Raw genomic sequence first — 26,763 nt, forward strand, 5'->3', positions numbered from 1 at the left:
GGACCGCTACCAGACAACGGAACCCGAATGGCAGAAACCGCCAAGGAAATCATCCAGGTCAACCTGGAAGACGAGATGCGCAAGAGCTACCTCGATTACGCCATGAGCGTGATCGTGGGGCGCGCGCTGCCAGATGCGCGCGATGGCCTCAAGCCGGTGCATCGTCGTGTGCTGTTTGCGATGAATGAACTCAACGCGCACAGCAACAAGCCCTACTTCAAGTCGGCACGTATCGTCGGTGACGTCATCGGTAAGTACCACCCGCATGGCGACCAGTCGGTGTACGACACGCTGGTGCGATTGGCACAGCCGTTCTCGCTGCGCTACATGCTGGTCGATGGCCAGGGTAACTTCGGTTCGGTCGACGGCGACTCCGCCGCGGCGATGCGATACACCGAGGCGCGCATGTCGCGGCTCGCGCATGAGCTGATGGCGGACATCGACAAGGAAACCGTCGATTTCCAGCCCAACTACGACGAAAAGGAACTGGAGCCGACGGTCATGCCGACCCGGTTCCCGAACCTGCTGGTCAATGGTTCGGCCGGTATCGCGGTGGGCATGGCGACCAACATTCCGCCGCACAACCTCACCGAATCGATCAATGCCTGCATCGCGCTGATCGACAATCCGGAAATCGATATCGACGGCCTGATGGAGTTCATCCCGGGCCCGGATTTCCCGACTGCGGGCATCATCAACGGCACCGCCGGCATCATCGCCGGTTACCGCACCGGCCGTGGCCGCGTGCGCATCCGTGCCAAGGCGGATGTCGAAGTGGCCGACAACGGCCGCGAATCGATCATCGTCACTGAAATTCCTTACCAGGTGAACAAGGCGCGTCTGATCGAGAAGATCGCCGAGCTGGTCAAGGAAAAGAAGATCGAAGGCATCAGCGAGCTGCGCGATGAGTCCGACAAGGACGGCATGCGCATCTACATCGAAATCAAGCGCGGCGAGTCGGCCGAGGTTGTGCTCAACAACCTCTACCAGCAGACCCAGATGGAGTCGGTGTTCGGCATCAACATGGTGGCGCTGGTCGACGGCCGCCCGCAGTTGATGAACCTCAAGCAGATGCTGGAGGCCTTCGTCCGCCACCGTCGCGAAGTGGTTACCCGCCGCACCGTGTTCGAGCTGCGCAAGGCGCGCGCCCGTGCCCACGTGCTGGAAGGCCTGACCGTTGCGCTGGCCAACATCGACGAGATGATCGAACTGATCAAGACCTCGCCGAACCCCACCGAGGCACGCGAGCGCATGCTTGCGCGCCTGTGGGAACCGGGCCTGGTCGGTTCGATGCTCGGCGCCGCCGGTGCCGAAGCCTCGCGTCCCGATGACCTGCCCAAGGGCGTGGGCCTGATCGAAGGCGGCTACCAGCTGACCGAGATCCAGGCGACGCAGATCCTGGAAATGCGCCTGCATCGCCTGACCGGGCTGGAGCAGGACCGCTTGACCGAGGAATACAAGCAGCTGCTGGAAGTGATCGCCGGGCTCATCCATATCCTGGAAGATCCCGATCGCCTGCTGCAGGTGATCCGCGAAGAGCTGATCAACGTGCGGGCCGAGTTCGGTGACGAGCGCCGTACCGAGATCCGCCACAGCGAAGAAGACCTGGACATCCTCGACCTGATCGCCCCGGAAGACGTGGTGGTCACCCTGTCGCATGCCGGTTACGTGAAGCGCCAGCCGGTCAGCGCCTATCGCGCCCAGCGTCGAGGCGGCCGTGGCCGCAGCGCAGCGTCGACCAAGGAAGAGGATTTCATCGAGCAGCTGTGGCTGGTCAACACGCACGACACGCTGCTGACCTTCACCAGTTCGGGCAAGGTGTTCTGGCTGCCGGTCTACCAGCTGCCTGAAGCCGGTTCCAATGCCCGCGGTCGTCCGATCATCAACTGGATCCCGCTGGAGCCGGGCGAACGCGTGCAGGCCGTGCTGCCGGTGCGCGAGTACGCCGATGGCCAGTTCGTGTTCTTCGCCACCAAGAACGGTACGGTCAAGAAGACCCCGCTGGGCGAGTTCGCCTTCCGTCTGGCCCGCGGCAAGATCGCGATCAACCTCGAAGAGGGCGATGCCCTGGTCGGCGTCGGCCTGACCGATGGCGAGCGTGACATCCTGCTGTTCGCCTCCAACGGCAAGACCGTGCGCTTCGGTGAAGACAAGGTCCGCTCGATGGGTCGTACCGCTACCGGCGTGCGCGGCATCAGGATGCCGGCCGGCGAGGAAGTGGTCAGCCTGATCGTGGCCGAGAGTGCTGGCGGCATCGAGGACGAGAACGAGGACGACAACGGTGTCGAGGAGGCCGTCGCCAATGGCGATGCGCTGATCGAAGGTGCCGACGACGCCAACCTGCGTTACATCCTCACCGCCACCGAAAACGGCTACGGCAAACGCACCCCGCTGCCGGACTACCCGCGCAAGGGTCGTGGCACGCAGGGCGTCATCGGCATCCAGACCACCGAGCGCAATGGCAAGCTGGTTGCCGCGGTGCTGATGGGTACCGACGATGAAGTCCTGCTGATCTCCGACGGCGGCACCCTGGTGCGTACCCGTGGCTCGGAAATCAGCCGCGTCGGCCGCAACACCCAGGGCGTGACCCTGATCCGCCTGTCCAAGGACGAGAAGCTGCAGGCGGTGGAGCGCATGGATGCCTCGATCGACGAGGACGAGGACGAGGTGGCCGCCGCCGCCCCGGCCGCGACCGACGGCGCACCGGCTGCTGCCAGCAGCGAGGACGCCGCGCAGGAGTGATCCTGCCGCGATGCTGAGGTACCCGACGACGCCGGCCTTGTGCCGGCGTCGTCGTGTCTGCAGTCGAAAATACGCACGCACTTCACGGTGACGGTGGCATAAGGGCGCATGCTGCCCCCGGAGATCGACGATGTCCGCCACGCCGCAGTCTGCTTCCGCGCCTCCGCCCCGCCATCCTCTCGTTACCGTGCTGGCCCTGTTGCTGATCGTGCTCGGCCTGGTCATCGGCGGCCTTGGTGCGTGGCTGCTCAGCCTCGGTGGCTCCTGGTACTACGCCATCGCCGGCTTGGGCCTGCTGGTCTGCGGCATCCTGTTGTGGGGCAATCGGCGTAGCGGTGCACTGCTGTACGCACTGGTGTTCATCGGCAGCCTGCTGTGGACCTGGTGGGAGTCGGGCAGCGATTACTGGCGCTGGGTACCACGGCTGGGCCTGGTGACCGCCCTCGGCATCGTCCTGGCATTGCTGGCGCCGACCCTGCAGGCGCCGGTGCCCAGGCGGCTGTCGCGCAGCGTGGCCGCTGTACTGATGCTGGTCTTCGTGGCCGCCTTCGGCCTCGCGTTCACCCCGCATGGCGTGGTCGACGGGCATCAGCCGTTCCCGGAGCCGGCGGTCAGCGCCGGGCTTGATCCCACCCGTGACACCATCGGCCTGCAGCCTGCCGACCAGCCGGCCGAGGGTGACTGGCCGGCATGGGGGCGCAGCAATGCCGCCACCCGTTATTCGCCGCTGCAGCAGGTCACCCCGGAAAACGTGGGAACCCTGCAACTGGCGTGGCAGTTCCGCACGGGCGACCTGCCGAAGAAGCGCTGGGGTGCGGAAACCACGCCACTGAAGATCGGTGATCGGTTGTACCTGTGCACCGCACGCAATCAGTTGATCGCCCTCGATGCCGGCAGCGGCAAGGAGCTATGGCGTTTCGATCCGAAGGTGAAAGATGCATCGATCCCGTACACGGCCGCCTGCCGTGGCGTGTCCTATTACGAGCTGCCCAGCGCGCCGACCCTCGCCGATGCCGCACTGGCTGACGTGGCTGCCGATCTCGCGCTGCCCGCACCGCCGCCGACCCGCACCCACCAGAGCGCGGCGCCAGGGAGCCGCTCAGCCTGCAGCGCACGCATCATCGAAGGTACGCTGGACGGCCGCCTGATCGCGGTGGACGCCGACAGCGGTCGCCCCTGCGCGAATTTCGGCAACAACGGCCAGGTCGACATCACCCTGGGCATGGGCGAGGTGCCGCCGGGTTACGTATCGATCACCTCGCCGCCGGCGATCGTCCGCGGTGTCATCGTTACCGGCCACCAGGTACTGGACGGCCAGCGCCGCGACGCGCCCTCCGGCGTCATCCAGGCCTACGACGCGATCAGCGGCAAGCTGCGCTGGGCGTGGGACATGGACCAGCCCGAGCGCAGCGGCCTGCCACCGCGCGAGCAGACCTATACACGTGGCACACCGAACATGTGGACCACCGCTACCGGCGATGAAGCACTGGGCCTGGTGTACCTGCCGATGGGCAATTCCGCAGGCGACTACTGGAGTGGCTCGCGCACCGAAAACCAGAACAGGTACGCGACCTCGCTGGTCGCCATCGATGTGGCTACCGGCAAGCCGGTCTGGCATTTCCAGGCCGTGCGCAAGGACGTCTGGGACTACGACCTGGGGTCGCAGGCCAGCCTGATCGACTACCCGACGGCATCGGGAAAGGTGCCGGCGATCCTGCTGCCCACCAAGCAGGGCGACATGTACATCCTCGACCGTCGCAACGGCCAGCTGCTGACCCCGGCTGAGGAGCGCAAGGTGCCACAGGGCGGCGTGGAGCCCGAGCAGCGCGCCGCCACCCAGCTGTTCTCGCTGTATCACACGCTGCGGCGCGACGACGCGCTGACCGAGCGCGACATGTGGGGCATCACCCCCATCGACCAGCTGGTCTGCCGAATCCAGTTCCGCAAGGCACATTACGAAGGGTTCTACACACCGCCCAGCAGCGATCACCACTCCATCGAATACCCCGGCTACAACGGTGGCTCGGACTGGGGCAGCGTGGCCATCGATACGCGGCGTGGCGTGATCGTGGCCAACTACAACGACATGCCCAACTACAACCGGCTGGTGCCGCGCGCCGAAGCCGACCGCAAGGGCTGGCTGCCGCGCGAGCAGATGCGCGCCGACAAGGGCGGTGCCGAAGGCGCAGGGGATCCGCAGGTCGGCACGCCCTATGGCATCGACGTCAACGCCGGTTGGCGGCTGCCGTTCACTGGCTTGCTGTGCAAGCAGCCGCCCTATGGCGGTATCCGTGCGATCGACCTGCGCAGCGGCAAGCTGCTGTGGGACCGGCCGTTCGGCAGCGCGCGTGGCAACGGCCCCTTCGGCATCCGCTCCGGCCTGCCCATTGAAATCGGCACGCCGAACAATGGCGGTTCGGTGGTGACCGCCAGCGGCCTGATCTTCATCGCCGCAGCGACCGACGACCTGCTGCGTGCCATCGACCTGAAGACCGGCAAGGAGCTGTGGCACACCAAGCTGCCAGCAGGTGGACAGGCCAACCCGATGGTGTACGAGCAGGGCGGGCGGCAATACGTGGTCATCATGGCTGGCGGGCACCATTTCATGGAGACGCCGGCGGGGGATTACGTGATGGCGTATGCGTTGCCGGAGTAGCGTCCGGCTCCGAGGCCGGCATGCGGGATGTGACCGCTGTCGCTGAAGTTGCGTGGGTGAGCGTGCAGGATCCATCATCGGAACAGGACGGGGCTGGCCAAGCCCCACGGAAGGAATCGCATGCTGAACTCAGAACGCCTGCCGGGGCGTGCCACCCGGTTGCTGGCTGGGCTGCTTCTGCTTGGCCCTTGCCTGTGGGCATCGGCACAGGCCTCGCCCCCGCCCACCGTACGCAAGCTGCCCAGCGGTGCCGAACTGATCGCCGGCGATGTGCGTTACCTGAGCCCCGCCTATGCGCCGTGCATGGCCAATGCGGGCACGGCGCTGGACGCTCGTCGTCGCTGTGTCGACGCTGAATTCAAGGCGCACGACGATGCGCTCAACGCCGCCTACAGCGCGGCGCGCTCCACGATGACGGCCAATGATCAGCAGGTACTGCGCGATCTGCAGCGGCAATGGCTGCGCCAGCGTGACCGTCGTTGCCCGGAAGGTGGCAATGCCGCTGCCCAACTGGATTCGCAGCAGTGCCGTACACACATGACTCTGCTGCGTGCCCGCCAGCTGCAGGCCGGTGGTGCGGCGGCGCTGGTTGCTGAAGCCAAGGCGGCCCCGGCACCCACGCAGGTCGCCGCTCATACCGCAGATGGCGAACCCGATAGGCAGGGCCGGATCGTCCTGCAGCCCGGCGAGGGCAGGATCACGCCTGCGCTGCAGGTGGTCTTCCAGGTGGCCGACTGCAGCGGCACCGATAACGTGATGACCTGTCAGGTGCGGAGCATGGGCGTGACCCGTGGCGGCCGCAAGGTGGCCGTCACGGACGTGCAGCCACGCCTGACCCGCGCCGGTGCCAATGCCCATGCTGCGGCCGCCGTGCTGCTGACCGCTTCTGACTTCAACGGCGATGGCTTGCCAGACCTGCAGGTATGGCAGGACAACAACGGTGTCTACAACGTTCCCGTCCACGCGTTCTACCTGTTTGATGTCAAGGGCCATCGCTATGTGCGTGCCAAGGCATTGGAAGCGGCCATCGGTGGACGTGACATCGACCATATCGACAACGGCCGGTTCGTACTGCGCGGCAAGGCAAGCCCGTGCGAGCGGGAAGACAAGGTCATCCAACTGCGCGGAACCGAACCACGCACGCTGCTGATGCGCCGCTATGACACCTGCAAGGGCCAGGTCCCTACTGAATCGGACCTGCTGAAGTAGGTCCTTCCCTGACGAATGGATGCGTTCCGGAACTGGAGAGCTGAAGGATGAGCGAAGGCTATGGAAAGGGTGGGTCAGGCTTCGGCCTGACCCGGGACCAGTCGGTCGAGATGATCGTCCGCACCTGTATCGACAATGGCGTTACCGATCACCGGCAGATTGCTTACGTGCTGGCCACGGCGCAGCACGAATCACGGAATTTCGCCGCGCCCGAGGAAGACTGGGGCAGGAAGCAGGCGGTGGATCTGCGCTACTTCGGCGGTGAAGAGTATTTCGGCCGGGGTTTTGCCCACCTTACCCACGTCAACAACTACGAGCGGCTGGGCGAGGCTCTGGGAATGGGCCGCGAGCTGGTCGAGCACCCGGAGCGGGCGGCCGAAGCGGAAATCGCCACCAAGGTGCTGGTGGTGGGGATGCGCGATGGCATGTTCGGCGCGCGGCTGTCCGACAACGTCAACGCCAGCCATGTCGACTACCGACAGGCGAGAGCCTCGGTCAATGGCGGTGAGTTGAACAACGACAGTCCCTATCCGGACGCCATCGCCACGCTGGCCACCGGATGGGAATCGCAGGTCGCCGGCCTGGTCCAGCGCGTTCAGCAGCCGGGCTTCCAGATGCCGGTGCCGATCCAGCAGGGGCCCGCTGGGACGATGGACCTGCACCGTGGTGATGCCAACCAGAAGGTGCTGGAAGCACAGCAGTACCTGCAGCGGCTGGACATCCGCAACAACGCCAATGCCGCGATCAAGCCCGATGGGGACTTCGGTTCTTCCACCGAGCAGGCCGTGCGCCGCTTCCAGACCGGGCGGGGCATCAGTCCGGCCAATGGTCGCATCGACGATGCATTGCTGGAGCGCATGCGCACCGACACGCTGGCGGTCGATCCGGACTTCAAGCGCCGGACGGTGACCGATCTGACTGGGCCGCTGGCCGACGGTAACCTGCGCCCAGGTGAGAAGGGCGAGCCGGTGTTCGAGATGCGCCGCCAGCTGGAGGAGCTGGGGTACCTTGCCGAACCGAACCCACGTGCCGAGCGCGAGGCGCGCACGTTTGATGCCGGCATGCAGGCGGCCATGCGCAGTTTCCAGCAGGACTACGGCCTGCCCCTGCGCCCGGGCAACACCATCGATGAAGATGCGCGCCGGCAGTTGAACGATGCAGCGGTGGCGCGCGAGTTTGCCCCCACCACCGAATTCGACCGAGCAGAGAACTGGCCGCCACAGCGTCCGCCCTATACGCGGGCGGAGTTCCAGCCGGAGCAGGTACAGGCGCGGCAGCAGGCTGCGGCGAATCCACCGGTCGCTGGCCCGGCCACGCAGGAACCGCTGCCACAGCACAGTGGCGTGGATTCGCTGTCGCCCAGGGATGCAGCGTTGTTCGAGCGCATCCGCCAGGGAGTACCCGGAACCATCGGCGATGAGCACGTCATGCAGGCCGTGCTGGAGTCCAAGCGCAACGGTATCGACGATGCCGGGCGCGTCGACCGGGTCATGATGGCCGGAGATCGCCTGTGGGTCGCCGGCTTGATTCCCGGTGAGCGCGCCAGTGTGGATACGGCGCAGCCCGCGCGCTCGATGGACGACATGGTGCGCGATCTGGCCGGTGACCATCGGCAGCGTGAGCAGCAACTCGCCCTCGACAGCCGCCAGCACGAGAACCGCGGGCCTTCATTGGCCTGAGCCGACAACAGCGACGTGCCCGTTGTGGGTCCGTCGCTGCTGCGGGGGAGCGTTGATCGAAGCGTTCGCACCGGGTGGCTGCGCCAGTCGATTACGATGGCATGTCGTCACGCCCACGGAGGATCTGCCATCACCCTGTTGCATCTGTCTGCCTCCTGTTTCGTCCGCCTCGGATGCAGTGCTGGGTTGCTGCTTCTGATCGGCAGCGCCGTCACTGCCAGCGCGCAGGCGCCTACCAGTGCGATCGCAGAGTGGGAACTACACGGCCGCTCCGAAGGCCTGGCCCGCCCCGACACCGTCTGCCAGGATTTCCTGCAGGCGATGGGACGCAAACCAGCCGAGCTGGAATACGTAAGCTGCACGCAGGACGACGATTCCTACATCCAGCCGATGGAAGCGCGGTATCGCGTCAGCGGTGCCTCGGCGGCGAAGATCGAAGCCTATCTGCAGCAGACCTTTGGCATGCCGTCATTGACATATGTATGTTGTGGCTGGAGCAGCGGCGCGCCTTATTTCTGGCATGAGCAGCCGGGCAGCGTGAAGTACCAGATCGGCATGGGGGTGGAATCGCTGCACCATCCGCGCACGCAGTGGAGCGCGATTCCCTACTTCACGGTAACCGTTGCGGTGAACCGCAAAGGCCCCTGATGGCGTACGCTTGAAAACAACCACTGGCGTACAAGGAATGACAACCATGCCCCCGATGCTGCTCCGTGTTGCTGCCATCACGCTTGCCCTGGCACTGAGCCAGGTCGCCACCGCCGCATCTCCCGAGCCGCTGCAGCTGCCGCAGGCCGAAGCGTTGACGTACTGGAAGCCGGTGGAGGGAACCTTCCGCCCACAACTCAATGTCGACCCCGGCCGTGTGCCGTTCGCGGAGGAGGTGACCGTGGCCTATTCGGTCAACAAGCGCGGCCGGACGTATGACGTAAAGGTGGTGGAGGCCAAGCCGTCGACGGCCTTCAGTGGCTGGGCGTTGAATGCGGTCAAGGCGATGCGCTTCACGGCAACGGACAGCAACACCGAGCGCACGCCGATCCGCAGCGAAATGACTGCACGCTGGGGCGGCGGCAAGTAGTGCGCTAGGCAGGTACCCGAACCATCTTTGCCATCAGGTGTTCGACTACGCCCGCCGGGTCCGCCGTGCGGCCTACGTGTGTGCTGGACATCTGCACCACCGAGCTGCGCTTGGCGGTCAGGAAATGGAAGCGCGCGCGCGCAGGCAGCTGCGCGATAGGGCCGGCGCCGGCATCGCCCCGGCAGATCGCCACGATGGCATCCAGCCACGGCTGCAGCGCTTCAATATCCAGCGCCGGCGCGAAGGCGTGCAGGCGCGCGGCATCGATCTCGATTGCCGCTTCCAGGTGCCGTGCACCCGGGCAGGACACGATCACACCGACGTTGATGAACTCCTCGCGCTCCACCCGCGGGACTACGCGGATGACGGCATAGTCATACGTGTGCAGCGTGGGCACGGATGGCCTCCTGCACGAACACCGCACGCACCTTCAGGCGATGCTTCAGGTAGTTGATGTAGCCCTGCCGGTAAGCCTGGGGGCTGTCGAAGGCCGGCTCATCGACCAGCCAGCTGTCCGGCACCAGGCCGACGATGCGCTCGATTTCCGCATCCGGCAGGCGCGCGGCCAGTTCGGCATCCACCTCGGCGATGCGGCTGGCGAACGACAGCAGCACGTGGTCGCGGATCAGCACGAAGGGCTTCTCGCAGGCATCGCCGGCGTTGGCCCAGTCGTGATGGAAGTACATCGCCGCGCCGTGGTCGATCAGATACAGCTTGCGATGCCACACCATCAGGTTCGGATTGCGCGTGGTGCGGTCGACGTTGCTGGTGAACGCATCGAACCAGACGATGCGCGAGGCCAGGTCAGCGTCCACCGGCATCGCCGCCGGGTCGTAGTTGATCGCGCCGGGCAGGTAATCCAGACCCAGGTTCAGGCCCTCGCTGGCGCGGATCAGGTCCTGGATCTCCGGGTCCGGCTCGGTCCGCGCGAACTCGCTGTCCAGCTCGACGAACAGGATCTCCGGAATCGGCAGGCCCACCGCGCGTGCCATCTCGCCTGCGATCAGCTCGGCGATCAGCGCCTTGGGCCCCTGGCCAGCGCCACGGAACTTGAGCACCGCCATACCGTCGTCGTCGGTCTCGACCACGGCAGGCAGCGAGCCACCTTCCCGCAAGGGGGTTATATAACGGAGGGCATGGACGGTACGCATGGGTGCATTCTAGCGTGGCCCATGCTTGGGTTGCGCCGGGTGGTGCCCGGCGCTGTCCCTGACGTCAGTGCGACAACGCGCTGCGCTGCTGTTCCTGCACCTGCTGGCGCGTCTGTTCCTGCGAGGCGTGGTCGGCCTGGCGCTGGTTGACGATAGCGAGGCTGTCCAGGCTTTCCTGCACCGGCCGCTGCGCGGCTTCAGCCGTGGCTGCCGATGCACGCAGCGACGCAGGATCATCCAGCGCGCCCTTCACCACGAACACGTTCTGCGCCGCAGCGACATCGCCTGCCTGCCGGCTGAGCACCACATGATCCACGCGGTCCAGGCCGTTCTCGCGGGCCAGTACCAGCAGGCTTGCGCTCAGGCGTTCACTGGAGGCGTCGAAGCTGCGGCCGTTGGCGGCATCCAGCTCTGCCACCTTGCCGCGGATCTGATCGTGCAGGGCACGGTCGTTGCCACCCGCCAACGGCGCAGCCTGCGCTTCGGTCGGCACGGGTGTGGTTGCCTGTGCAGTGATGGGCACGTGGGCGTAGGTGCCCTCGGTGTGGTCGAAATAGTGCAGCGTGGACGGCGAGGTGCTGGTGTCGAAGTAGGGCTGCCGTGGTGGCGTGCCTTTACCCAGAGAGAGGCCGTTCTGTTCCAGCAGGCTTTCCTGCAGGCCGAGCTGTGCCATGTTCACCGACATCCGGCTGATGCCATCGGGTGCGGGGTTCTTGGCTTCTTCCTTGCAGGCGCGGCCGATGGCATCGGTGGCGTAGTAGTTCTGGTAATCCGAATTGCCGTTGGGACCCAGCCGCGACGACACACCTTCGTCGTAGTAGTGCTTGCCCATGCCCTCGATGTTGGCGGCAGTGGCGGTCATGCTCAGGTCTGCATTGAGCGTCAGGTCCGGATGCGCGGCATAGGTCATCGGCGGGCCGGGCTGCACGCGCACGAACTCCTCTGCACGGGTACTTGCTTTGTAGAGATCTTCCAGCGTGGCGTCCGGTTTGGCGGTCTTGACCATGCCGACCAGCGCATTCCAGCCCTCGATGTTCGCCGATGCCTCGTCGCGCCGGTTGGCTGCGAGCAGGGTGCCGATGGCCTGGGTGTAGTCGTGGGTCGAATCGCGTGCGGCAATGTCTGCAATATCGGAATCAAACTGCTTATAGGCCCGTTCGGTCGCTGCATCATTGAACCCATGCTGCAGCTCATGGCCCAGTACGAAGGTCAGCTCTGCAGCATCGTGTTTGTCCGGGGCTGCCAGCGTGGACAGACTGGATGCCGGCAGGCGGATGGCCTTTGCGCCGCCGTCGTACTCGCCGCCCACATTGCTGTCGGCGGGCAACAGCTCGAAGCGCTGCAGATGACCGGCAGCGATGGCCGAGTCGACCTGGGTTGCCAGCGCCGGAGAGTTGGCGATGGCCTTGCGAAGATTGTCGACCTGATCGGTCGTTACATCGGGTTTTCCTGCAAATTCGGTCAGCAGGCGTTCCGTATCCGCTGAAAGCGTAGGCATGGTGCGCTGCTCCTTACTGCACGGTCACAAGGCGGACACAGGCATGTGCCGGTTCGCCGGATGGGGTCGGGTTTTCCGGCAGCGTATCGACCGTGATGCTCAGGTCTGGACGATCGAAACGGTCATGGATGACCCGGCCGTGCTCGCCGCGGATGGTTTCACGCTTGAAGCCCGCAGCCTGCAGAGCCGAGGCGAACTGATTGAAGTCGACCTGGCAGATCGCCGTTGCGTTGGCTTTGCGGTCGGCGGTGGTGTCGATGAGATTGAGATCGAGACGCGCATCGGCGGCGCCAGCCTTCTTGACCTCGAGGCCGTAGCTCCACTCTGGAGTGAGCGTGCCACCGTAGCCGAAATGACCTGGGCCGAAACTCTGCGCGGGCGCCTGCATGGCCTGCGATACCCGTTCAAGGGTCAGTTCACGGGTGGAGGTGGTGTCCTTGATCAGATCCAGCAGGCGCAAAAGAAGCTGATCTGCGGTGAGCGCAGACGGCGTTGCGGCGTCGGAGGCAGTCGATGCCATGGGAGCGGGTCCTTGAGAAGTCGACGAATGGTCAGTCGCGTGTGCGCAGGCGCAGAGCGAGGCCGCGCTTAGGACGATCGTCCACGGCCGTGTGAATGCGTACCCAAGCATAAGCGTTCCCTGCATGTTGAGCGCTGACCCTAAAGTGGGCCAGGTGAATCACAGGTTAAATGGGATTGACGATTGCTGGCACCGGGGCCGGGCGCTTCGGACCTCAGGTGTTTGCTGCAAGCGGAGTTGCCAGCGCCGGGCTCTCCCTGGCGGCGCGCAGTCGGCTCTGGATGCCATGGAATTTTCTTCACTTCCTCGTTCCGTGAGAGGTGGCAGCATCCAGCCGTGAGTCGATCAAGCACTGGCGTGGCCTTGAATTGCAGGCCCCCCTGCCGCTTTCCCGCGACCGACACCCGCCAGCTTGTTTCCGGCACGTTTGCGCAGCGTTGAACGTGGTCCTGCGAGGCCACTCCCCTCGGCAAGGAGGCCCGCGATGCACAGTCCTGTTCACGCGTATACCTACTGCATCAGCAACCAGCCTGTCGCGCAGGCAGCGCGCGCTGGTGTTGGCAGACATGCTGAAGACGTTGCTGCGGTTCATGCAGCCTCAGACAGAATTCTTCCGTGAGTTGAGCACCGATGGTTGGCTCTGCATCCCGCAATGCGCAGAGCCACTACATGCATGCGAGTCGCCCCATGGCGCTGCTTCGTTCGCAGCACTGGGCGCGCATCTCGTCCACGATGTCCACGCAGGCTTCCGAGGTGCACGATGAGCAACGAATCGAGAGGAGCCCTGCCGCCCCTGGATCTGGATGATGCCAAGGCCGCGCAGATGATTGGCAAGCTGGTGCTGGTGGGCGTTACCCGTTTTGGTGGCGATGGCCAGGTGCAGGGGCTGGAGCAGTTTGCCGGCACCGTGCTGAGGGTCAGTGCCGAAGAAGGGCTGGTGCTGGCTGATGGCGATGACGGCCATGAGCGTTACCTGCCGCCCATGCTGGACCAGTACCTGCCGGCCGCGCCAGGCGAGTACCAGTTGCGGTCCAGCGGGGTGACGGTGATCGATCCCGATTATCTGTCCACCTGGGAGTTGCACGCGCGGCAGTAGGCGAAGGGCATCCAGAGAGGGGCCGGGCCAGGCAGGGCCACGCTTTGCAGGATGGGGCGACTAGCCCTTCCGGCCCATTTCCCGGTGGGCAGGGGGTGTTAGATTCGGCCCATGCCCGCCGTGCGGGTACCCAACTCACACCCCAGGGGAAAAGGATGCTCATCCGTCGTACCTCTCTGGCGGCGGCCGTTGCCGTTGCCACGCTCGGCCTGCTGGCCGCCGGCCCGGCCTTTGCCGACTACGCCAAGCCGCCGGAACACCTGCTCAAGGTGCTCAAGGCGCCGCCGCCGCCGGCACCGAACATCGACCCCAGCGGCCAGCGCCTGCTGCTGACCACCGCACAGACCTATCCGTCCATCACCCGCGTGGCCCAGCCGTACCTGAAGCTGGCTGGCGTGCGCTTGGAACCTAAGAACCGCAGCCGCCACGACACCCCGGGCGGCTATGGCATTCCGGCCTGTGTGGCCGACTTCACCCTGGTCGAGATCGTCAGCGGCAAGAGCACCAAGGTGAACCTGCCGCAGGGGTGCGCAGGTGGCGCACAGTGGTCGGCCGATGGCAGCCGTTTCGCCTTCCAGAATGCCGTCGATACCAGCGTGCAGCTGTGGGTGGGCGACGCCGCCACCGGCCAGGTGAAGCAGGTGCCGAACGTGCAGTTGAACCCCATCTTCGGCAGCACGGTGCAGTGGCTGGGCGGCAGCCAGAACCTGCTGGTGAAGCTGGTGCCGGCCAACCAGGGGCCGGCGCCGTCCAACGGCGGTACGCCCACCGGTCCGGACGCGCAGGAGTCGCTGGGCAGCAGTGGCGAGAGCAGCACCTATGAAGCGCGCGACACGCTGACCAGCGTGCACGACGAAAAGCTGTTCGCCTATTACGGTGCCTCGCAGCTGGCGGTGATCGATGCCGCTGCCGGCAGCGTGCGCCCGGTTGGCCAGCCGGCGCTGTACAACGACGTCAACGCCGCACCCGATGGCGTGCATGTGCTGACCGAGACCCTGAAGGCGCCGTTCTCGCATGCGGTGACCTACCAGCGCTTCGCCAATGATGTGGCGGTGCTGGACCTGGCCAATGGCCGCAATACGGTTCTGGCGAGCCTGCCGCTGGCCGATCGCGTGCCGGTACACGGTGTGCCGGAAGGTCCGCGGGGTTACGACTGGCGCTCCACCGATCCGGCCACCCTGGTCTATGCCGAAGCGCTGGACAAGGGCGACTGGAAGGTGAGCGTGCCGCATCGCGATCGCGTGCTGATGCTGAAGGCCCCGTTCACCGGCAAGCCGGTGGAAATCGCCCGCACTGCACAGCGCTTCGAGGGCTTTGCGTGGTCGGCCGACCCGGCCGTGTCGTTCCAGTTCGAGAACGACGAGAACCGCCACTGGATGCAGGCCCGCATCGTCGATGTGGACCAGCCGAAGAAGGAAGGTCGCCTGCTGTGGGACATGTCCAGCGATGAGCTGTACGGCAACCCGGGCAACCTGGTGTTCAAGCGCCTGCCCAGCGGTGCGCCGGTGGTGCGCCAGGAGGGCAACACCGTGTTCCTGCGCGGGCAGGGGGCCTCGCCGCAGGGCGACCGTCCGTTCCTGGATGCGCTTGATCTGGCAACGTTGAAGAGCGAACGCCTGTTCCGCAGTGATGCCGATGCGTACGAGCAGTTCCTGGGGTTCAGCAATACACCGGGTCGCTTCCTGACCTGGCACCAGTCGGTGATGGACCCGCCGAACGCATTCGTGCGACTGCTCGGTGAGCGCGTCAACGATGCCAAGGCCGGCGAGGCACAGTTCCAGTCCAAGCCTGCTGCGTTGACCAAGCTGGTCGACCCGACCCCGGAAGTGCGGCAGATCCAGAAGCGCCTGGTGACCTACAAGCGCGCCGATGGCGTGGACCTGTCGTTCACCCTGTACACGCCGCCGGGCTACAAGGAAGGCCAGCGCGTGCCGGCGATCCTGTATGCCTACCCGGCCGACTTCGCCAATGCCGCGCAGGCCGGCCAGGTCTCCGGTTCGCAGCAGACGTTCACCCGTCTGCAGCCGTACCGCCTGATGCTGCTGGCCGGCTACGCGATCATCGACAACGCCTCGTTCCCGATCGTGGGTGACCCGAAGAACGCCTACGACACCTATCTGGAACAGCTGGAAGCCGACGCCAAGGCGGCGGTGGACAAGGCCGTGGAGCTGGGCGTGGTCGACCGCAACCGTATCGGCGTGACCGGCCACAGCCATGGTGGCCTGATGACCGCCAACCTGATCGCCCACACCAACCTGTTCAAGGCCGGCGTGGCGACCAGTGGCTCGTACAACAAGACCTTCACCCCGTTCGGCTTCCAGAACGAGCGTCGCTCGGTATGGCAGGCGCAGGATGTGTACCTGAAGGCCTCGCCGTTCTTCTACGCCGACAAGATCAAGCTGCCGCTGCTGCTGGTCCACGGCGAGGACGACGCCAACCCGGGCACCGAGCCGTTCCAGTCGCGCAAGCTGTACCAGGCGATCCGCGGCAATGGTGGTACCACCCGCCTGGTGATGCTGCCCAACGAGCCGCACTGGTACACCGCGCTGGAATCGAACGAGCAGCTGGTGTCGGAAATGCTGAATTGGTTCGACACCTACGTGAAGAACGCGAAGTAATCCGGCAAGGCCGCCCTCCGGGGCGGCCTTTCTGGTTCAGGCGTCCAGTCCAGGTATCCAGTCCAGGTATCCCCCTGTGGGTGCTGCGTAACCATCTGTGATGCAGGCATGGATCGGCCACAAAGCTGCGGTACGCTGCGCATCTGATGTCCGCTACGGGTTCGCTCCATGAAGGCCTTCATCCTCGCCGTATCGCTGTCGATTTCCGTTGTCCCGGGCACTGCATTGGCCCAGCCGCTGCCGGCCGAGCTGGCAGCGTTGGGCATCACTGCCGGCATGCCCTACAGCAAGGCCAAGCGCCTTCTTGATGCCGCAGGGTGGCAGGCCAGCCCGCCACGCGATGCACCCGAAGTGTTGGACGGTTTCCCGGAAGTGGGCTGCCAGAAGGGCGGCAACAATTGCAGCAGCACTTTCGCCAAGGATGGGCAGCAGGTCGCTCTGCAGGTGGGAACCACGCTGGCGGGCCAACCCTTCGTGCAGGGCGGCCGCTGAGCACGACGGGCACTCAGCCCAGCGGCAGGTTCTCCAGCGCACGCGACATCCGATCATGCAGGTCGCGCACGCGTTCGGCCTTGGCATGCACGCGGCGCTCATCGCCGAAGCTGCGGACATAGGCGCATGCAGCGAAGCCGGCGCTTTCCCTTTCGTAGTCGGCGACCCACGCCAGGCGGTCGGGGTTGCTGGCCTGCTCGGCCGACCAGGCCGCCACCGGCGGACGGATGTGCGCGATGATGCCAAGCCGCCACGGTTTGGGTGTCAGCCGCGCACGGAAGCAATGCTGCAGCGTGCACATGCGTGCATACAACGTGTCGGTGCCCAATGCCTTGAAGAAGGCATGCACCTGCGCATCCTGTGGTTCGAACGTGGCATGCATCGCCAATATGCGCAGCCCGGCCGGGGTGCGGTAAGCGCGCAGGTGCCAGTCGGGGTGGTGCTCGACGAATGCCTGCACGCGCTGCAGTGCGATGCCTTCGACGCCGCCGGACCGGGCCAGCCGTCGATTGCGCCGCCACGACAGGACCTGGTTGACCACCACCATGGCAATGCCGCCGGCCGCCAGGCCGATGTTGAAGTTGCCCAGCGCACCGCCGATCAGCGCACCGGCCGCCAGCAGCCCCAGCGCACCCAGCAGCGGCAATGCGCAGCCTGACGGAGTGGACACGTGGTCGATATCCGCAAACAGTACGTCCGGGGTGTTCAGGCATAACGCGCCGTAGCTGTTGCGGGTAACGATGACGTCATCGCTGCGCTGCACGATCTGCTCGCGGATCGGGATGCCTTCGACACCGTAGTTGGTTCGTCGCTCGCGACGCGGCACGGACTGGCCACTGAGGATGGCATCAAGCGCTTCGCGTGCACGTGCATCGGCGTGGACCTGCGCGGCGTCCTGGTCGTCGTCGGACCAGCCGAACCGGCGTACCACCAGCGGGCGTCCCCTGTACCTGTCCTGCAGGCGGGCTTCGGCCCAGTACGCTGGAACGATCATCATCCTGTATTCCCCTCGCTTCCCTGGCAGCCGGTCGGCACGAGTCTGGCACAGCCGCAGAGTGCGTTGCACGATACGGCAGCGCATGCGACGACGCGGTGGTAGATTGCGCGCTTCGCGTGCACTCCACCAAGGACGGAGCCATGTTCGTGTCATTGCGTTGCCTGCTTGTCCTGGCCCTCGGCGGGGTGATCGGCACTGCCCAGGCGGCCGCGCCGGGACCGGAAATCCTGACCGCTGATGCCGCCCGTTTCTACGCGCTGTACGAGGCCGCTGGCGGCAAGCCCAGCGTGGCCCAGCTTGAGCAGTACCTGGCACAGGGCACGCCGAGCCTGGCCCAGTTCGCCAAGCTGCGCCGGGTGACCGCCCAGCGCATGGCCGAAGCGATGGCGCGCGACCCTGCGCTGTACGCCAATGGACGGGCCTGCCTGGCGGAGTTGCCGGCGGTGCGGCAGCGACTGGTGCAGGTGTTCGCTAATCTGCAGGCCATCTATCCGCAGGCGAAGTTTCCGCCGGTGGCGATCGTGGTCGGGCGCGGCAAGCCGGTGGGCATGACGTACCCCGATGGCGTGGTGATCGGCCTGGAAGCGCTGTGCGCGGCCGATTTCATGAACGCCAACGCGCAGGACCGCTTCGTGCACGTGATCGCGCATGAGTACGTGCATATCCAGCAGACCGGCGTGAGCGAGTACGAAGCAGGCGACCCGCGGGCGACGGTGCTCCGCGAGTCGCTGGGCGAGGGGATCGCCGAGTTCATCGCCGAGCTGATTTCCGGCAACGTTGGCAACGGGCGGCATGCCGGTTGGACGCGGGGCAGGGAAGTGCATATCGAAAGCGCCTTCGCGCTGGACGTGGACAGCACCGATCTGACGCCCTGGCTGTACAACTACACGCCGGGTTCGCAGGAGCCCTACGATCTGGGTTACTGGGTGGGCTACCGCATCGCCAAGGCGTATTACCTGCAGGCCGGCAACAAGCGCGATGCCGTGCGCGCGCTGATCCAGCAGGACAACCCGAAGGCGATCCTGCAGGCCAGCGGCTGGACGCCAGGGATGTGGATGCCGGCGAAGGTGACGGGTGTGGCGGCAAGGGCGGCTGCATCGGCCAAGTGACCATTGGCAGGCCGCGCTAGACTGCCCAGGTCGACAACGGAGGATGCTCATGCGCAGGAGGACTTCACTGGCCTGGCTGCTGGCCGGATCGCTCATGGCGGGGCTGGCCACGCCAGCGTTGGTGCAGGCGGCCAGCAATCCATTGCTGACCAAGCCAGTGGAGCAGGTGCAGCCAGATGAAGTGCGCTTCATGCAGCAGCGTCTGTCCGATTGGCCGCAGCTGCAGAAGTACCGCGCAGCCAATGCTGCATTGCCCGCGCCACGGGACGGCCAGTCACGCGTGGTGTTCTTCGGCGATTCGATCACCGAAGGCTGGGGCAAGGAAGGCAGCAGCAGGTTCTTCCCCGGCAAGGGTTACCTCAATCGCGGCATCAGCGGGCAGACCACCGCACAGATGCTGGTGCGCTTTTCGCAGGATGTGCTGGCGCTGCGCCCGAATGTGGTGGTGATCCTGGCCGGCACCAATGACATCGCCGGGAACACCGGCCCGTCCACGCAGGCGATGATCGAGGACAACCTGCAGGCCATGCTGGATCTGGCCAAAGCGCATGGCATTGCGGTGGTGCTGGCGTCGGTGTTGCCGGTCAGCGAGTACCCGTGGATGCCGGGCATAGCACCTGCACCCAAGGTGCGTGCATTGAATGCTGCGTTGAAGCGGCAGGCCGATGCACGCGGGCTGGTCTATCTGGACTACCACACGCCGATGGCCAACCGTGCCGGCGGACTGGATGCGCAGTTGGCAACCGATGGCGTGCATCCGACGGCGAAGGGTTATGCGCTGATGGCACCGCTGGCCGAGGCGGCGATCACCCATGCCCTCAAGGATGGGGGGGCTAAAACCGATAGTTGAGGTCGAAGGGGGAAATTGTTGGCGCAATCGGCCTAGAGGATGGTGCCTGCCCACTGCATAATGTCCAGCTTCGAATTGGTAAAATCGATGGCCGGTGTTTCGTCCACAGTGATAGAAGCAGTCGCTACCGCAGTTTTCAAACGCGGTCCTTCGCTTGTGATCGAGATTTATTCGGCACCAGGTAACAATCTTCAACGATTCAAAAGTGCTGACGAACTCTGCAGTTATGCGGAGTCACTTCGACATGTGAGAGGAGGGACCCTGTTTGTTGGTGTTCAATACCCTGAGATGGGAGGCGATGTCAGTATTCGGGAATATGAACTTACCAAGGGCGCGGATAGCGGGAAGCTGCGCTCGCAGGCGGGAGGTTGGGGATTGATAAATGTGCTTCTGCCCGTCAGCCAGGATGCCAGCAGCGCTGCAAGTATTTACGTCATTTCCGAGCGTTCTGCCCTTGGCAGGGAGCGAGATGGTGTGCGCTTCAGTCGTCCGGTGAGGGATTGGAACTGGAAGTCGATTGAGTTGCACGCGCGCAGATTGAAGCGCGTTCTGAAGGAAGTTATTTGAGGGGCTTGCCACTGTGGGTGCCTTCTAGTGGACATTATTTTTCGAATGGTAGGGTGGCCAGCAGCCATTCACAGAAGCGCATCACCAGCGGATCGCACGCGCTGTTCTCGTGCAGCAGCCAGCTCCAGCGCGGTCCCGGCACGTATGCCTCACTCAGCGGCTGCAGCACGCCCGTGTGCGCTCGCCGGTGCGGCCAGCAGTTCGCTGACCAGTGCAATGCCAAGGCCCTTGTTGGCGTGAACTGCTGGAGGGTCTGTATCCAAGACGGGAGAACGAACAGGTCGACATTGATGCGATCGCCGGTGGCGGCATCCACTGCGTGACCAATAGCATGCCGAAGGTGGGGTAAGTTCCTTACCGGCGCTGCCGACGCCGTGGGATGATGCGGCAACAGTGGCATGCCTAGTGACGAATGGATCTGGATGCGGCGGTATGGAGTGGCATGGTTGGCGGCAGCATCGCCACGCTGATTGTGCGGCGAACGGCTGAACGGCCTCCCAGGCACTACTGCGGCCGAAGCCAGGCATATCTGCGACGTAGGCATCGTGTTGTGGTGCGGAGTGCGAACGCGCTGTTCCTGCTTGGGATCGCTGGCAGCCTGCTGATATGGCCGTTGGGCCACTACGCCCATACCGATTCGCTTCCCTTGCTGCTGGGCATGGGTATCAGTTGCGGTTCCGCGCTGTTGGCGCTGGTACTGGTTTCCTGGGTATTACGTCGCCCGATGCGTGAGGCGTTGGTGACCTACGGTTACGCGCAGGGCGGCCCGGTATGGCTGATCTATTCGATCATGCTGGTAGGCGTGGCCGCTGGCGTGGTCGGGTTGGTGCAGGTGCTGCGCTGAACGCTTGACCGTGCCAGCGTGTGCTAAGGGTCGTGTTGCTCACGCATCATCGCGCTTCAGTGCTGCATCTGCTGCCAGCAGCGCCTCGGCTGCCGCACTCAGGGCCGGCGAGGGCGGAGCAACCACGCCGATCGATTCCATCATCTGTGGCATGCCGACGAACTGACGTGCGCGGCGATCGTAGATGCCGGTGATCAGCAGTGCACGCGTGGCGGTTTTCTGCTCCGGGCCGATCAGTACGCGCTGCTCCATGATGCCGCGTGTGCCGACCCAGCCGACCAGTCGCGTTTCCAGGGTGAAGCGCTGGAACGGCTTCAGCTCGCGCCGGAACTGGATGGTGCCGGCGCCAACAATCGGCGCCCACTTCTCACGCAGCGCCACCTTGCCCAGGCCCATGCGCAGGATCAGGTCCAGCCGGCCCAGGTCGAAGATGTTCCAGTAGCGGCCGTTGGTCATGTGCAGGTTGCTGTCCAGGTCGTTGGGCAGCACCCGGAACTGCAGGCGGGAGACGCCGAACGGGGCCTCCAGCTTCGGCCGGAACAGGCTGCACAGCAGCAGGTGGAGCAGGCGGAACCAGAGATTCATGATTATGACGACTGTTATAGAGCGGTCGATACGCTAGTCTATGACGACTGTCTTAGCAAGGAGTCGGCCGTGAGCCCGCGATCGTCCGATGCCCCCCAGCGTGTGATCGATGCCGCAGCGCAGATGCTCGCGCGGGTGGGCCTCAACGCGACCAGCATCCGCGAGGTGACCAAACTGGCTGATGCGCCGCTCGGGTCCACGTATCACCACTTCCCGGGCGGCAAGCAGGAGTTGTTGGCACGGGCCACCACGATGGCCGGCGACAAGGTGGAGGCGCTGCTGATCGAACTGCTGAAGGGCGGCGCGGTGCAGGGCTTGCAGCAGTTCCTGGCGCTGTGGCGCGAGCGCCTGCTGCGCACCGGTTTTCGTGCCGGCTGCCCGGTGCTGGCGGCAGCCGTCGAGGAGCCGGTGGAGGCCCTGCCGAGCCAGCCACGTGCGGCGGCCGCCGAGGTGTTTGCTCGCTGGCAGGGGCACCTGGCTGAGGCGTTCGTCGCCGATGGGCACGCGCCTGCCCAGGCGACCGGCCTGGCCAGCCTGGTGATTGCCAGTGTGGAAGGCGCAGTGGCGATGAGCCGTGCAGTGCAGGACATCACCCCGTTCGACCAGGTGGCTGCGCAGTTGTTGAAGGCAGCCGCACCGCCTGCTTGAGCGGCGCGCGGACTACTTGAAGAACATGTAGACCCACCCGGCAAACATGGGCACCATCACAGCGATACTGGATGCCACCAGCCAGCGTACATAGCGGCTGGCCGCATCGGCCCCTTGCCGTTTCAGTGCCCAGGCATGCACAGGCAAGACCAGCAGGGCCTGCAGGAACAAGGCCGCCATTGCGCCAAGCCAAAGCGCAAACACGCCCAGGCAGCCGTCACTCATGCAATAGGTCGCGAACCACGACCCCCAGCCTGCCAGGCCGATCATCGGCAGGAACATGACGATGGCAACAGGGCGGGTGAACTGGGACGCTTGCATGCAGGAGCCGATCCGTTCCGTGGCTGCCCAGAATATAGGATCCACACCGGACTGCGGTTGCCGTGGATCCGGCGGGAACTGGATGGGACGTGGCCTGTAGACGCGGCGCCACGGCAGGGTAGAATCCGGCCAGCGCAGCCCGCGCGTGCTTGGCAAGGATGTCTGCATGCTGCACCACCTCTCGTTGGGTGTCCGCGATCTCGAGCGTGCAGGTCGCTTTTACGATGCCGTTCTTGCAGCACTCGGTTACCGCCGCGTTTTCGAAGACGACACTGCGATCGGCTATGGCCTGGTCGAGGATGAAGACCTGTTGTGCCTGAAGCTGCGCGACGATGCGGTTGCGCCGGGACCTGGCTTCCATCTGGCGTTGACGGCAACTACGCGTGCGGCCGTTGATACCTTCCATCGTGCTGCCTTGGCCACCGGAGGCCAGGACAACGGACCTGCCGGTCTGCGCCCGGACTACGGCGAGCGCTACTACGCTGCGTTCGTGATCGATCCAGATGGTCATCGCATCGAGGCGGTGACCAAGGCGGCGGCATGAAGCACGCACGCCAGCCTTTTTCAATGCCGGGCAGCCGCAGCAGCGAAGCGATGCGTGCACGTCGGCAGCTGCAGCATCGTGGCTGGCCGCGGCTGCAGATGGCCGTGATTGTCGTGCTGACCGGTGCCGCCGGATTCCTCGCCTCGCACGTGCTGCGCCTGGCAGGCATGGACGCGATGCTGCTGCGCTATCCGCTGGCCGTGCTGATCGCCTATGGCGTGTTCCTGCTGCTGATGTGGGTCTGGATCCGGTGGCGCTGGGATGCAGTGGCCGATGGGTTGGGCTCCGCGCCCGGCGGCGGTGACAGCCAGGCATCGCCGTGGACCGGCAGCGGCGGGCATTCCGGCGGTGGTGGCGCGTCCGCCTCCTGGGGCGAAGCCGCAGCGTCCTCCAGCGCGAGCGCCGACAGCGCATCGTTGCTGGACGTGGCCGACGGCGAGGCAGGCCTGCCGTTGCTGGCCATTCTCGGCATCATGGCGCTGGTGGCTACAGTGCTCGTGGCCAGTGTCTGGGTAGTCTGGTCTGCGCCGGTGCTGATGGCCGAGCTGCTGGTGGATGCGGCCATCGCCGGGGGTCTGTACAAGCGGATGCAGGGCATGCAGGCACAGGGGTGGTGGCGGCTGTGCCTGTCCCATACGATCTGGCCGCTGTTGGGCCTGCTGGTGTTTTTCGCCGGGCTGGGCTGGCTTGCGCAGCAGTTGGCGCCGGATGCGGTCAGCCTGATGCAGGTATTGAAGGCGTTGTAACAGGATCTGCCACGACGTTTAATATCAATCACACGCAAGGAGAAGCGCATGGATGTCGCTGCACGCAGGAACAGGAAGTTCGTTCGTTGGCTGATGGTGGCGATGTTCGCCCTGTTGATGCCCTTCGCGGTGCTGGCCCAGTCCGGGCCTACGGCCACCCCGCCCACAACAGATGCGGCCGCCGAAGAAGCCCAGTGCCGCGCCTGCACCTATGAACGCATCGGGCACAAGGTCGACATCGGCCTGGTGACCGTGGTGTCGCTGCTGGTGGTCGGCCTGCTGGTGGCCATTTCCCGCGAATGGGGGACGACCTCGCAGCGCTGGACCTGCCGCACGATGGCCCTGCTGCTGGTGGGCATCGGGGTGGCCCTGCTGTGGTGGGCGGGCAGCATCATCTACCTGGGCTATAACCCGTGGCAGGAGGACGCCGCTCCGCTGGATGCCGCGTTGGCCTCTACACTGCTCAGCACGTCGCCGAAGTGGCTGGCAGGGCTGTTGATGATTGGTTTCGCGCCCACTGTCTGGCGGCGCAGCGAGCGCCTGCCGTCCTGGCGCATTGCATGATCCATAGGGCGCCGGGCGATGCCCGGCGCTCCCCTTGTGAATCAGTCGAAGCGCCAGCGCACGCCTGCATACACGCCGCGGCCTTCGCCGGGCGTCGAGCGCGCCACGTCCTTGCCGGCATCGTTGTAACCGGGGGTGACGGTGGCGGCGTAATGGCGGTCAGCGATGTTGCGCATCTCCGCCCACAGCTGCCAGCGGCCGCCCGGTGCGTCGTAACCGATGCGACTGCCGAAGATGACGTGGCTGTCCGCCCAATAGCTGTTGGCGTAGTCCACCGCGATGCGTGAGGCGTACTCGGTGTTCAGTGCGGCATACAGGCCCGAGGCGTGGTCGAAGCGCAGTTCGGCTTGGTAAGCGTGGCGCGGCAGGCCGGGCAGGCGGTTGCTGCCAAAACGTGCATCGTGGCGGTAGCGGAAGTCGCTGAAGGTATACGCCTGGCGCAGCGACAAACGACCCGGTGCGGCATGCCACAAGGTGCTGTCCAACCCGGCCTCGATGCCACTGTGCACGGTGGGGCTGGCGTTGTTCTCAGCGATGAACAGGTTCGGCACCGGCTGCAGTTCCACGCTCAGCAGCTCGTGGTTCACGTGCGCGTAGTAGCCGGTCAGTTCCCAGCGGCCCAGGGCCGCTTCGCCGCGTGCGCCCAGTTCCAGTGTGGTGGCGGTCTGGTTCTGCATCGGCACCGGCGCGCGCTGGCGGCCGGTGGACGGACCATTGCCCGCGCCGAAGTACTGGTTCGAGCCCCAGATCATCGACCACGGGTGCGGCGCTTCCACTGAGCGGCTGAGGTTGCCGAACCACTGCGTCTGCGGCGTCTGCTGCCAAGTGAAGCCCAGCCGCGGCGCGTAGTCCCAGTCGTGGTCGCACAGGCGGCCGCCGCTGCTCGGCCACGTGACCTGCACATCGCGGCGGGTGTTGATCAGTGCAAAACCGGTCTGTACGCGCAGGCGATCATTCACGGCCAGGTTGTTGCCGATGTGCAGCGTGCTGTCGGTGCCGTGGTGGCGGAAGTCGCGCGTGCGGGTGCCGGCGGCATAACCGTTGTTGGCAAAGCGCAGCGACTCGCGCACATCGGCATCCAGGTCGTGGGTAATGCGCAGCCCGATGGTGGTCTCGCTGTCCAAACCGAACAGCGTGTGCCGGCGACGGTAGTCCAGCGTGGCATTGAGGTTGGCGTAGTCCAGCTGCTGGCGGTACAGGCTCTCGTTCAAGTCCATCGGGTATTTGTGATAGACCAGCCCGGCCTGCAGCGAGGAATCCTCGTCGATCTGCAGGGTGGTGAGATTGCCCACCCAGGTGCTGCCCGGCTGCGGACGGCGCGCATCGATGGCCAGGTTGGCCGCGTTCGCGGCGCGCGGATCATTGCGGATCTGCTCGCGGGTCAGGCGCCCGGGTGTCTCGTGGTTGGTTTCGCGATAGCGCACGAAGAAGCGGGTCTGCAGATCGGGGGTGATCTGCCAGCCGATGTTGGCCATCGCGCCCTTGCCATCGCCGGCCGCATGGCGCTGGTAGCCATCGAATTCGGTATCGGTATAGGCCAGGAAGTAATCGACATCGCCGCTGACGCCGCCCCAGCTGATCCCGCGCTTCTGGTAGCCGCGGCTGCCGGCTTCGTAGTGCAGCTGCACGCCCGCCGAGTCGCGACCGCTGCGGCTGATGTAGTCGATGGCTCCGCCCAGTGCCAGCGCGCCGCGTTCGAAGCCGTTGGCACCGCGCAGCACTTCCACGCGCGACAGCCACAACGGTTCCAGCAGTTCGTAAGGTGTGCCGCCCGGGCCAGTCAGTGGAAGGCCGTCGATCGACACCGCGATGCCGGAAGCATGTGCACCCGGGCCGCGGTTGATGCCCGAGCCGCGGATCGACACCTTGGTGCCTTCGTTGCCCGGCGACTGCGCGCTGATGCCGGGCTGGTAGGCCAATATGTCGGCGCTGCTGGCCAGGCGGCTGTCCGCCTTGGCCACGTCGATCACGTTGCTGGCGCCCGGCACGCGCTTCAGCGCCTCGCGCGCCTGCGCGCTGGCATCGGCCGCAGTGACCTGCACCACGTCCAGCGTGGTGGCCTGTGGGGCGGCGTGGGCGGTGGCGGACAGGCCAAGCAGGATGGCCAGCGACAGCAGGGAGGGGGCGGGGCGATACGGCAGGAAGGGCATGCGGACAGTCTGTAAACCAAAAATCAGGCGCGAAAGTTAACAGGTCGAGTGCGGTACGTCACCTACCGGGTGCGTATGGGTCACCCCGATGCGTGGCGT

General features: G+C 65.4%; 25 protein-coding genes and 1 pseudogene. 18 read left to right on the top strand and 8 right to left on the bottom strand.

Features of this window, described 5'->3' with window-relative positions; translation table 11 throughout:
- The first annotated feature begins 27 nt into the window (after positions 1-27).
- The 6 genes from gyrA to ABIA73_RS10620 all read left to right on the top strand — a co-directional run bounded on the left by gyrA (position 28) and on the right by ABIA73_RS10620 (position 9,364).
- On the top strand, positions 28-2,742 hold the full coding sequence (gyrA, locus tag ABIA73_RS10595) for a DNA gyrase subunit A (RefSeq protein WP_354275741.1): 2,715 nt from the start codon (positions 28-30) through the stop codon (positions 2,740-2,742).
- A 130-nt stretch (positions 2,743-2,872) separates the two neighbouring features.
- Entirely contained in the window at positions 2,873-5,398 is a 2,526-nt protein-coding gene (locus ABIA73_RS10600) for a membrane-bound PQQ-dependent dehydrogenase, glucose/quinate/shikimate family (RefSeq protein ID WP_312401109.1), read from the top strand.
- A gap of 120 nt (positions 5,399-5,518) precedes the next feature.
- Positions 5,519-6,607 (top strand): lysozyme inhibitor LprI family protein, encoded by a 1,089-nt coding sequence (locus ABIA73_RS10605; protein WP_354275742.1) that lies wholly within the window; start codon positions 5,519-5,521, stop codon positions 6,605-6,607.
- Positions 6,608-6,654: 47 nt separating this feature from the next.
- Positions 6,655-8,286, top strand: coding sequence for a peptidoglycan-binding protein (locus ABIA73_RS10610; RefSeq protein WP_301865599.1), 1,632 nt, complete (start codon positions 6,655-6,657; stop codon positions 8,284-8,286).
- Between the two features lie 186 nt (positions 8,287-8,472).
- Positions 8,473-8,934, top strand: coding sequence for a DUF4952 domain-containing protein (locus ABIA73_RS10615; RefSeq protein WP_256993970.1), 462 nt, complete (start codon positions 8,473-8,475; stop codon positions 8,932-8,934).
- A 46-nt stretch (positions 8,935-8,980) separates the two neighbouring features.
- The gene (locus ABIA73_RS10620) at positions 8,981-9,364 is read left to right on the top strand and encodes an energy transducer TonB (protein ID WP_032976288.1); all 384 of its coding nucleotides are present in this window, start codon (positions 8,981-8,983) and stop codon (positions 9,362-9,364) included.
- Positions 9,365-9,368: 4 nt separating this feature from the next.
- On the opposite strand, the gene ABIA73_RS10625 is transcribed toward ABIA73_RS10620, so the two are convergent.
- The 4 genes from ABIA73_RS10625 to ABIA73_RS10640 all read right to left on the bottom strand — a co-directional run bounded on the left by ABIA73_RS10625 (position 9,369) and on the right by ABIA73_RS10640 (position 12,533).
- Positions 9,369-9,761: a DUF3037 domain-containing protein gene (locus ABIA73_RS10625; protein WP_025876936.1), complete on the bottom strand. Its 393-nt coding sequence runs from the start codon at positions 9,759-9,761 to the stop codon at positions 9,369-9,371.
- Positions 9,739-10,515 (bottom strand): HipA family kinase, encoded by a 777-nt coding sequence (locus ABIA73_RS10630; RefSeq protein ID WP_032976287.1) that lies wholly within the window; start codon positions 10,513-10,515, stop codon positions 9,739-9,741. The genes ABIA73_RS10625 and ABIA73_RS10630 overlap by 23 nt, the downstream gene beginning before the upstream one ends.
- A gap of 64 nt (positions 10,516-10,579) precedes the next feature.
- Positions 10,580-12,013, bottom strand: coding sequence for an XVIPCD domain-containing protein (locus tag ABIA73_RS10635; RefSeq protein ID WP_354275743.1), 1,434 nt, complete (start codon positions 12,011-12,013; stop codon positions 10,580-10,582).
- A 13-nt stretch (positions 12,014-12,026) separates the two neighbouring features.
- Positions 12,027-12,533, bottom strand: coding sequence for a hypothetical protein (locus tag ABIA73_RS10640; protein WP_354275744.1), 507 nt, complete (start codon positions 12,531-12,533; stop codon positions 12,027-12,029).
- Positions 12,534-13,293: 760 nt separating this feature from the next.
- On the opposite strand from ABIA73_RS10640, the gene ABIA73_RS10645 reads away from it, so the two are divergent.
- The 3 genes from ABIA73_RS10645 to ABIA73_RS10655 all read left to right on the top strand — a co-directional run bounded on the left by ABIA73_RS10645 (position 13,294) and on the right by ABIA73_RS10655 (position 16,739).
- Complete coding sequence (locus ABIA73_RS10645; RefSeq protein WP_025876944.1) at positions 13,294-13,629, top strand: hypothetical protein; 336 nt, start codon at positions 13,294-13,296, stop codon at positions 13,627-13,629.
- A 155-nt stretch (positions 13,630-13,784) separates the two neighbouring features.
- A complete protein-coding gene (locus ABIA73_RS10650) occupies positions 13,785-16,247 on the top strand; it encodes a S9 family peptidase (RefSeq protein WP_354275745.1) in 2,463 nt (820 codons plus the stop codon).
- 168 nt (positions 16,248-16,415) lie between these two features.
- The gene (locus ABIA73_RS10655; RefSeq protein WP_354275746.1) at positions 16,416-16,739 is read left to right on the top strand and encodes an HhH-GDP family DNA glycosylase; all 324 of its coding nucleotides are present in this window, start codon (positions 16,416-16,418) and stop codon (positions 16,737-16,739) included.
- A 13-nt stretch (positions 16,740-16,752) separates the two neighbouring features.
- Here the strand turns inward: ABIA73_RS10655 and ABIA73_RS10660 are convergent, their stop codons facing one another.
- The gene (locus ABIA73_RS10660; RefSeq protein WP_354275747.1) at positions 16,753-17,736 is read right to left on the bottom strand and encodes a hypothetical protein; all 984 of its coding nucleotides are present in this window, start codon (positions 17,734-17,736) and stop codon (positions 16,753-16,755) included.
- Between the two features lie 140 nt (positions 17,737-17,876).
- Here ABIA73_RS10660 and ABIA73_RS10665 point away from each other — a divergent pair, with 140 nt between their 5' ends.
- From ABIA73_RS10665 to ABIA73_RS10685, 5 genes and pseudogenes are all read left to right on the top strand, one after another.
- Entirely contained in the window at positions 17,877-18,845 is a 969-nt protein-coding gene (locus ABIA73_RS10665) for a DUF2268 domain-containing putative Zn-dependent protease (RefSeq protein WP_354275748.1), read from the top strand.
- A 49-nt stretch (positions 18,846-18,894) separates the two neighbouring features.
- Positions 18,895-19,695 (top strand): SGNH/GDSL hydrolase family protein, encoded by an 801-nt coding sequence (locus ABIA73_RS10670; protein WP_502960548.1) that lies wholly within the window; start codon positions 18,895-18,897, stop codon positions 19,693-19,695.
- Positions 19,696-19,755: 60 nt separating this feature from the next.
- Complete coding sequence (locus tag ABIA73_RS10675) at positions 19,756-20,262, top strand: hypothetical protein (protein WP_144435777.1); 507 nt, start codon at positions 19,756-19,758, stop codon at positions 20,260-20,262.
- Positions 20,263-20,497: 235 nt separating this feature from the next.
- Positions 20,498-20,611: pseudogene (locus ABIA73_RS10680) on the top strand (agmatine deiminase family protein); the annotation flags it as partial.
- 204 nt (positions 20,612-20,815) lie between these two features.
- Complete coding sequence (locus ABIA73_RS10685) at positions 20,816-21,106, top strand: hypothetical protein (RefSeq protein ID WP_144435776.1); 291 nt, start codon at positions 20,816-20,818, stop codon at positions 21,104-21,106.
- Between the two features lie 39 nt (positions 21,107-21,145).
- Here ABIA73_RS10685 and ABIA73_RS10690 read toward each other — a convergent pair whose 3' ends face one another.
- A complete protein-coding gene (locus ABIA73_RS10690; RefSeq protein ID WP_059064591.1) occupies positions 21,146-21,691 on the bottom strand; it encodes a thioesterase family protein in 546 nt (181 codons plus the stop codon).
- A 69-nt stretch (positions 21,692-21,760) separates the two neighbouring features.
- Between ABIA73_RS10690 and ABIA73_RS10695 the strand changes: the two genes are divergently transcribed.
- Positions 21,761-22,339, top strand: coding sequence for a TetR/AcrR family transcriptional regulator (locus ABIA73_RS10695; protein ID WP_354275749.1), 579 nt, complete (start codon positions 21,761-21,763; stop codon positions 22,337-22,339).
- Between the two features lie 12 nt (positions 22,340-22,351).
- Here ABIA73_RS10695 and ABIA73_RS10700 read toward each other — a convergent pair whose 3' ends face one another.
- Complete coding sequence (locus ABIA73_RS10700) at positions 22,352-22,660, bottom strand: hypothetical protein (RefSeq protein WP_282280530.1); 309 nt, start codon at positions 22,658-22,660, stop codon at positions 22,352-22,354.
- 166 nt (positions 22,661-22,826) lie between these two features.
- On the opposite strand from ABIA73_RS10700, the gene ABIA73_RS10705 reads away from it, so the two are divergent.
- The 3 genes from ABIA73_RS10705 to ABIA73_RS10715 are packed head-to-tail and all read left to right on the top strand — an operon-like array spanning position 22,827 to position 24,514.
- Entirely contained in the window at positions 22,827-23,204 is a 378-nt protein-coding gene (locus tag ABIA73_RS10705; RefSeq protein WP_025876964.1) for a VOC family protein, read from the top strand.
- On the top strand, positions 23,201-23,950 hold the full coding sequence (locus ABIA73_RS10710; protein WP_354275750.1) for a hypothetical protein: 750 nt from the start codon (positions 23,201-23,203) through the stop codon (positions 23,948-23,950). Before ABIA73_RS10705 ends, ABIA73_RS10710 begins: the two co-directional genes overlap by 4 nt.
- Positions 23,951-23,998: 48 nt before the next feature.
- The gene (locus ABIA73_RS10715; protein ID WP_088101663.1) at positions 23,999-24,514 is read left to right on the top strand and encodes a hypothetical protein; all 516 of its coding nucleotides are present in this window, start codon (positions 23,999-24,001) and stop codon (positions 24,512-24,514) included.
- A 41-nt stretch (positions 24,515-24,555) separates the two neighbouring features.
- On the opposite strand, the gene ABIA73_RS10720 is transcribed toward ABIA73_RS10715, so the two are convergent.
- The gene (locus tag ABIA73_RS10720; RefSeq protein WP_354275751.1) at positions 24,556-26,664 is read right to left on the bottom strand and encodes a TonB-dependent receptor family protein; all 2,109 of its coding nucleotides are present in this window, start codon (positions 26,662-26,664) and stop codon (positions 24,556-24,558) included.
- Between the last annotated feature and the right edge of the window lie 99 nt (positions 26,665-26,763).

The sequence above is a fragment of the Stenotrophomonas sp. 2694 genome (assembly GCF_040548715.1).
Taxonomy (GTDB): Bacteria; Pseudomonadota; Gammaproteobacteria; order Xanthomonadales; family Xanthomonadaceae; genus Stenotrophomonas; species Stenotrophomonas indicatrix.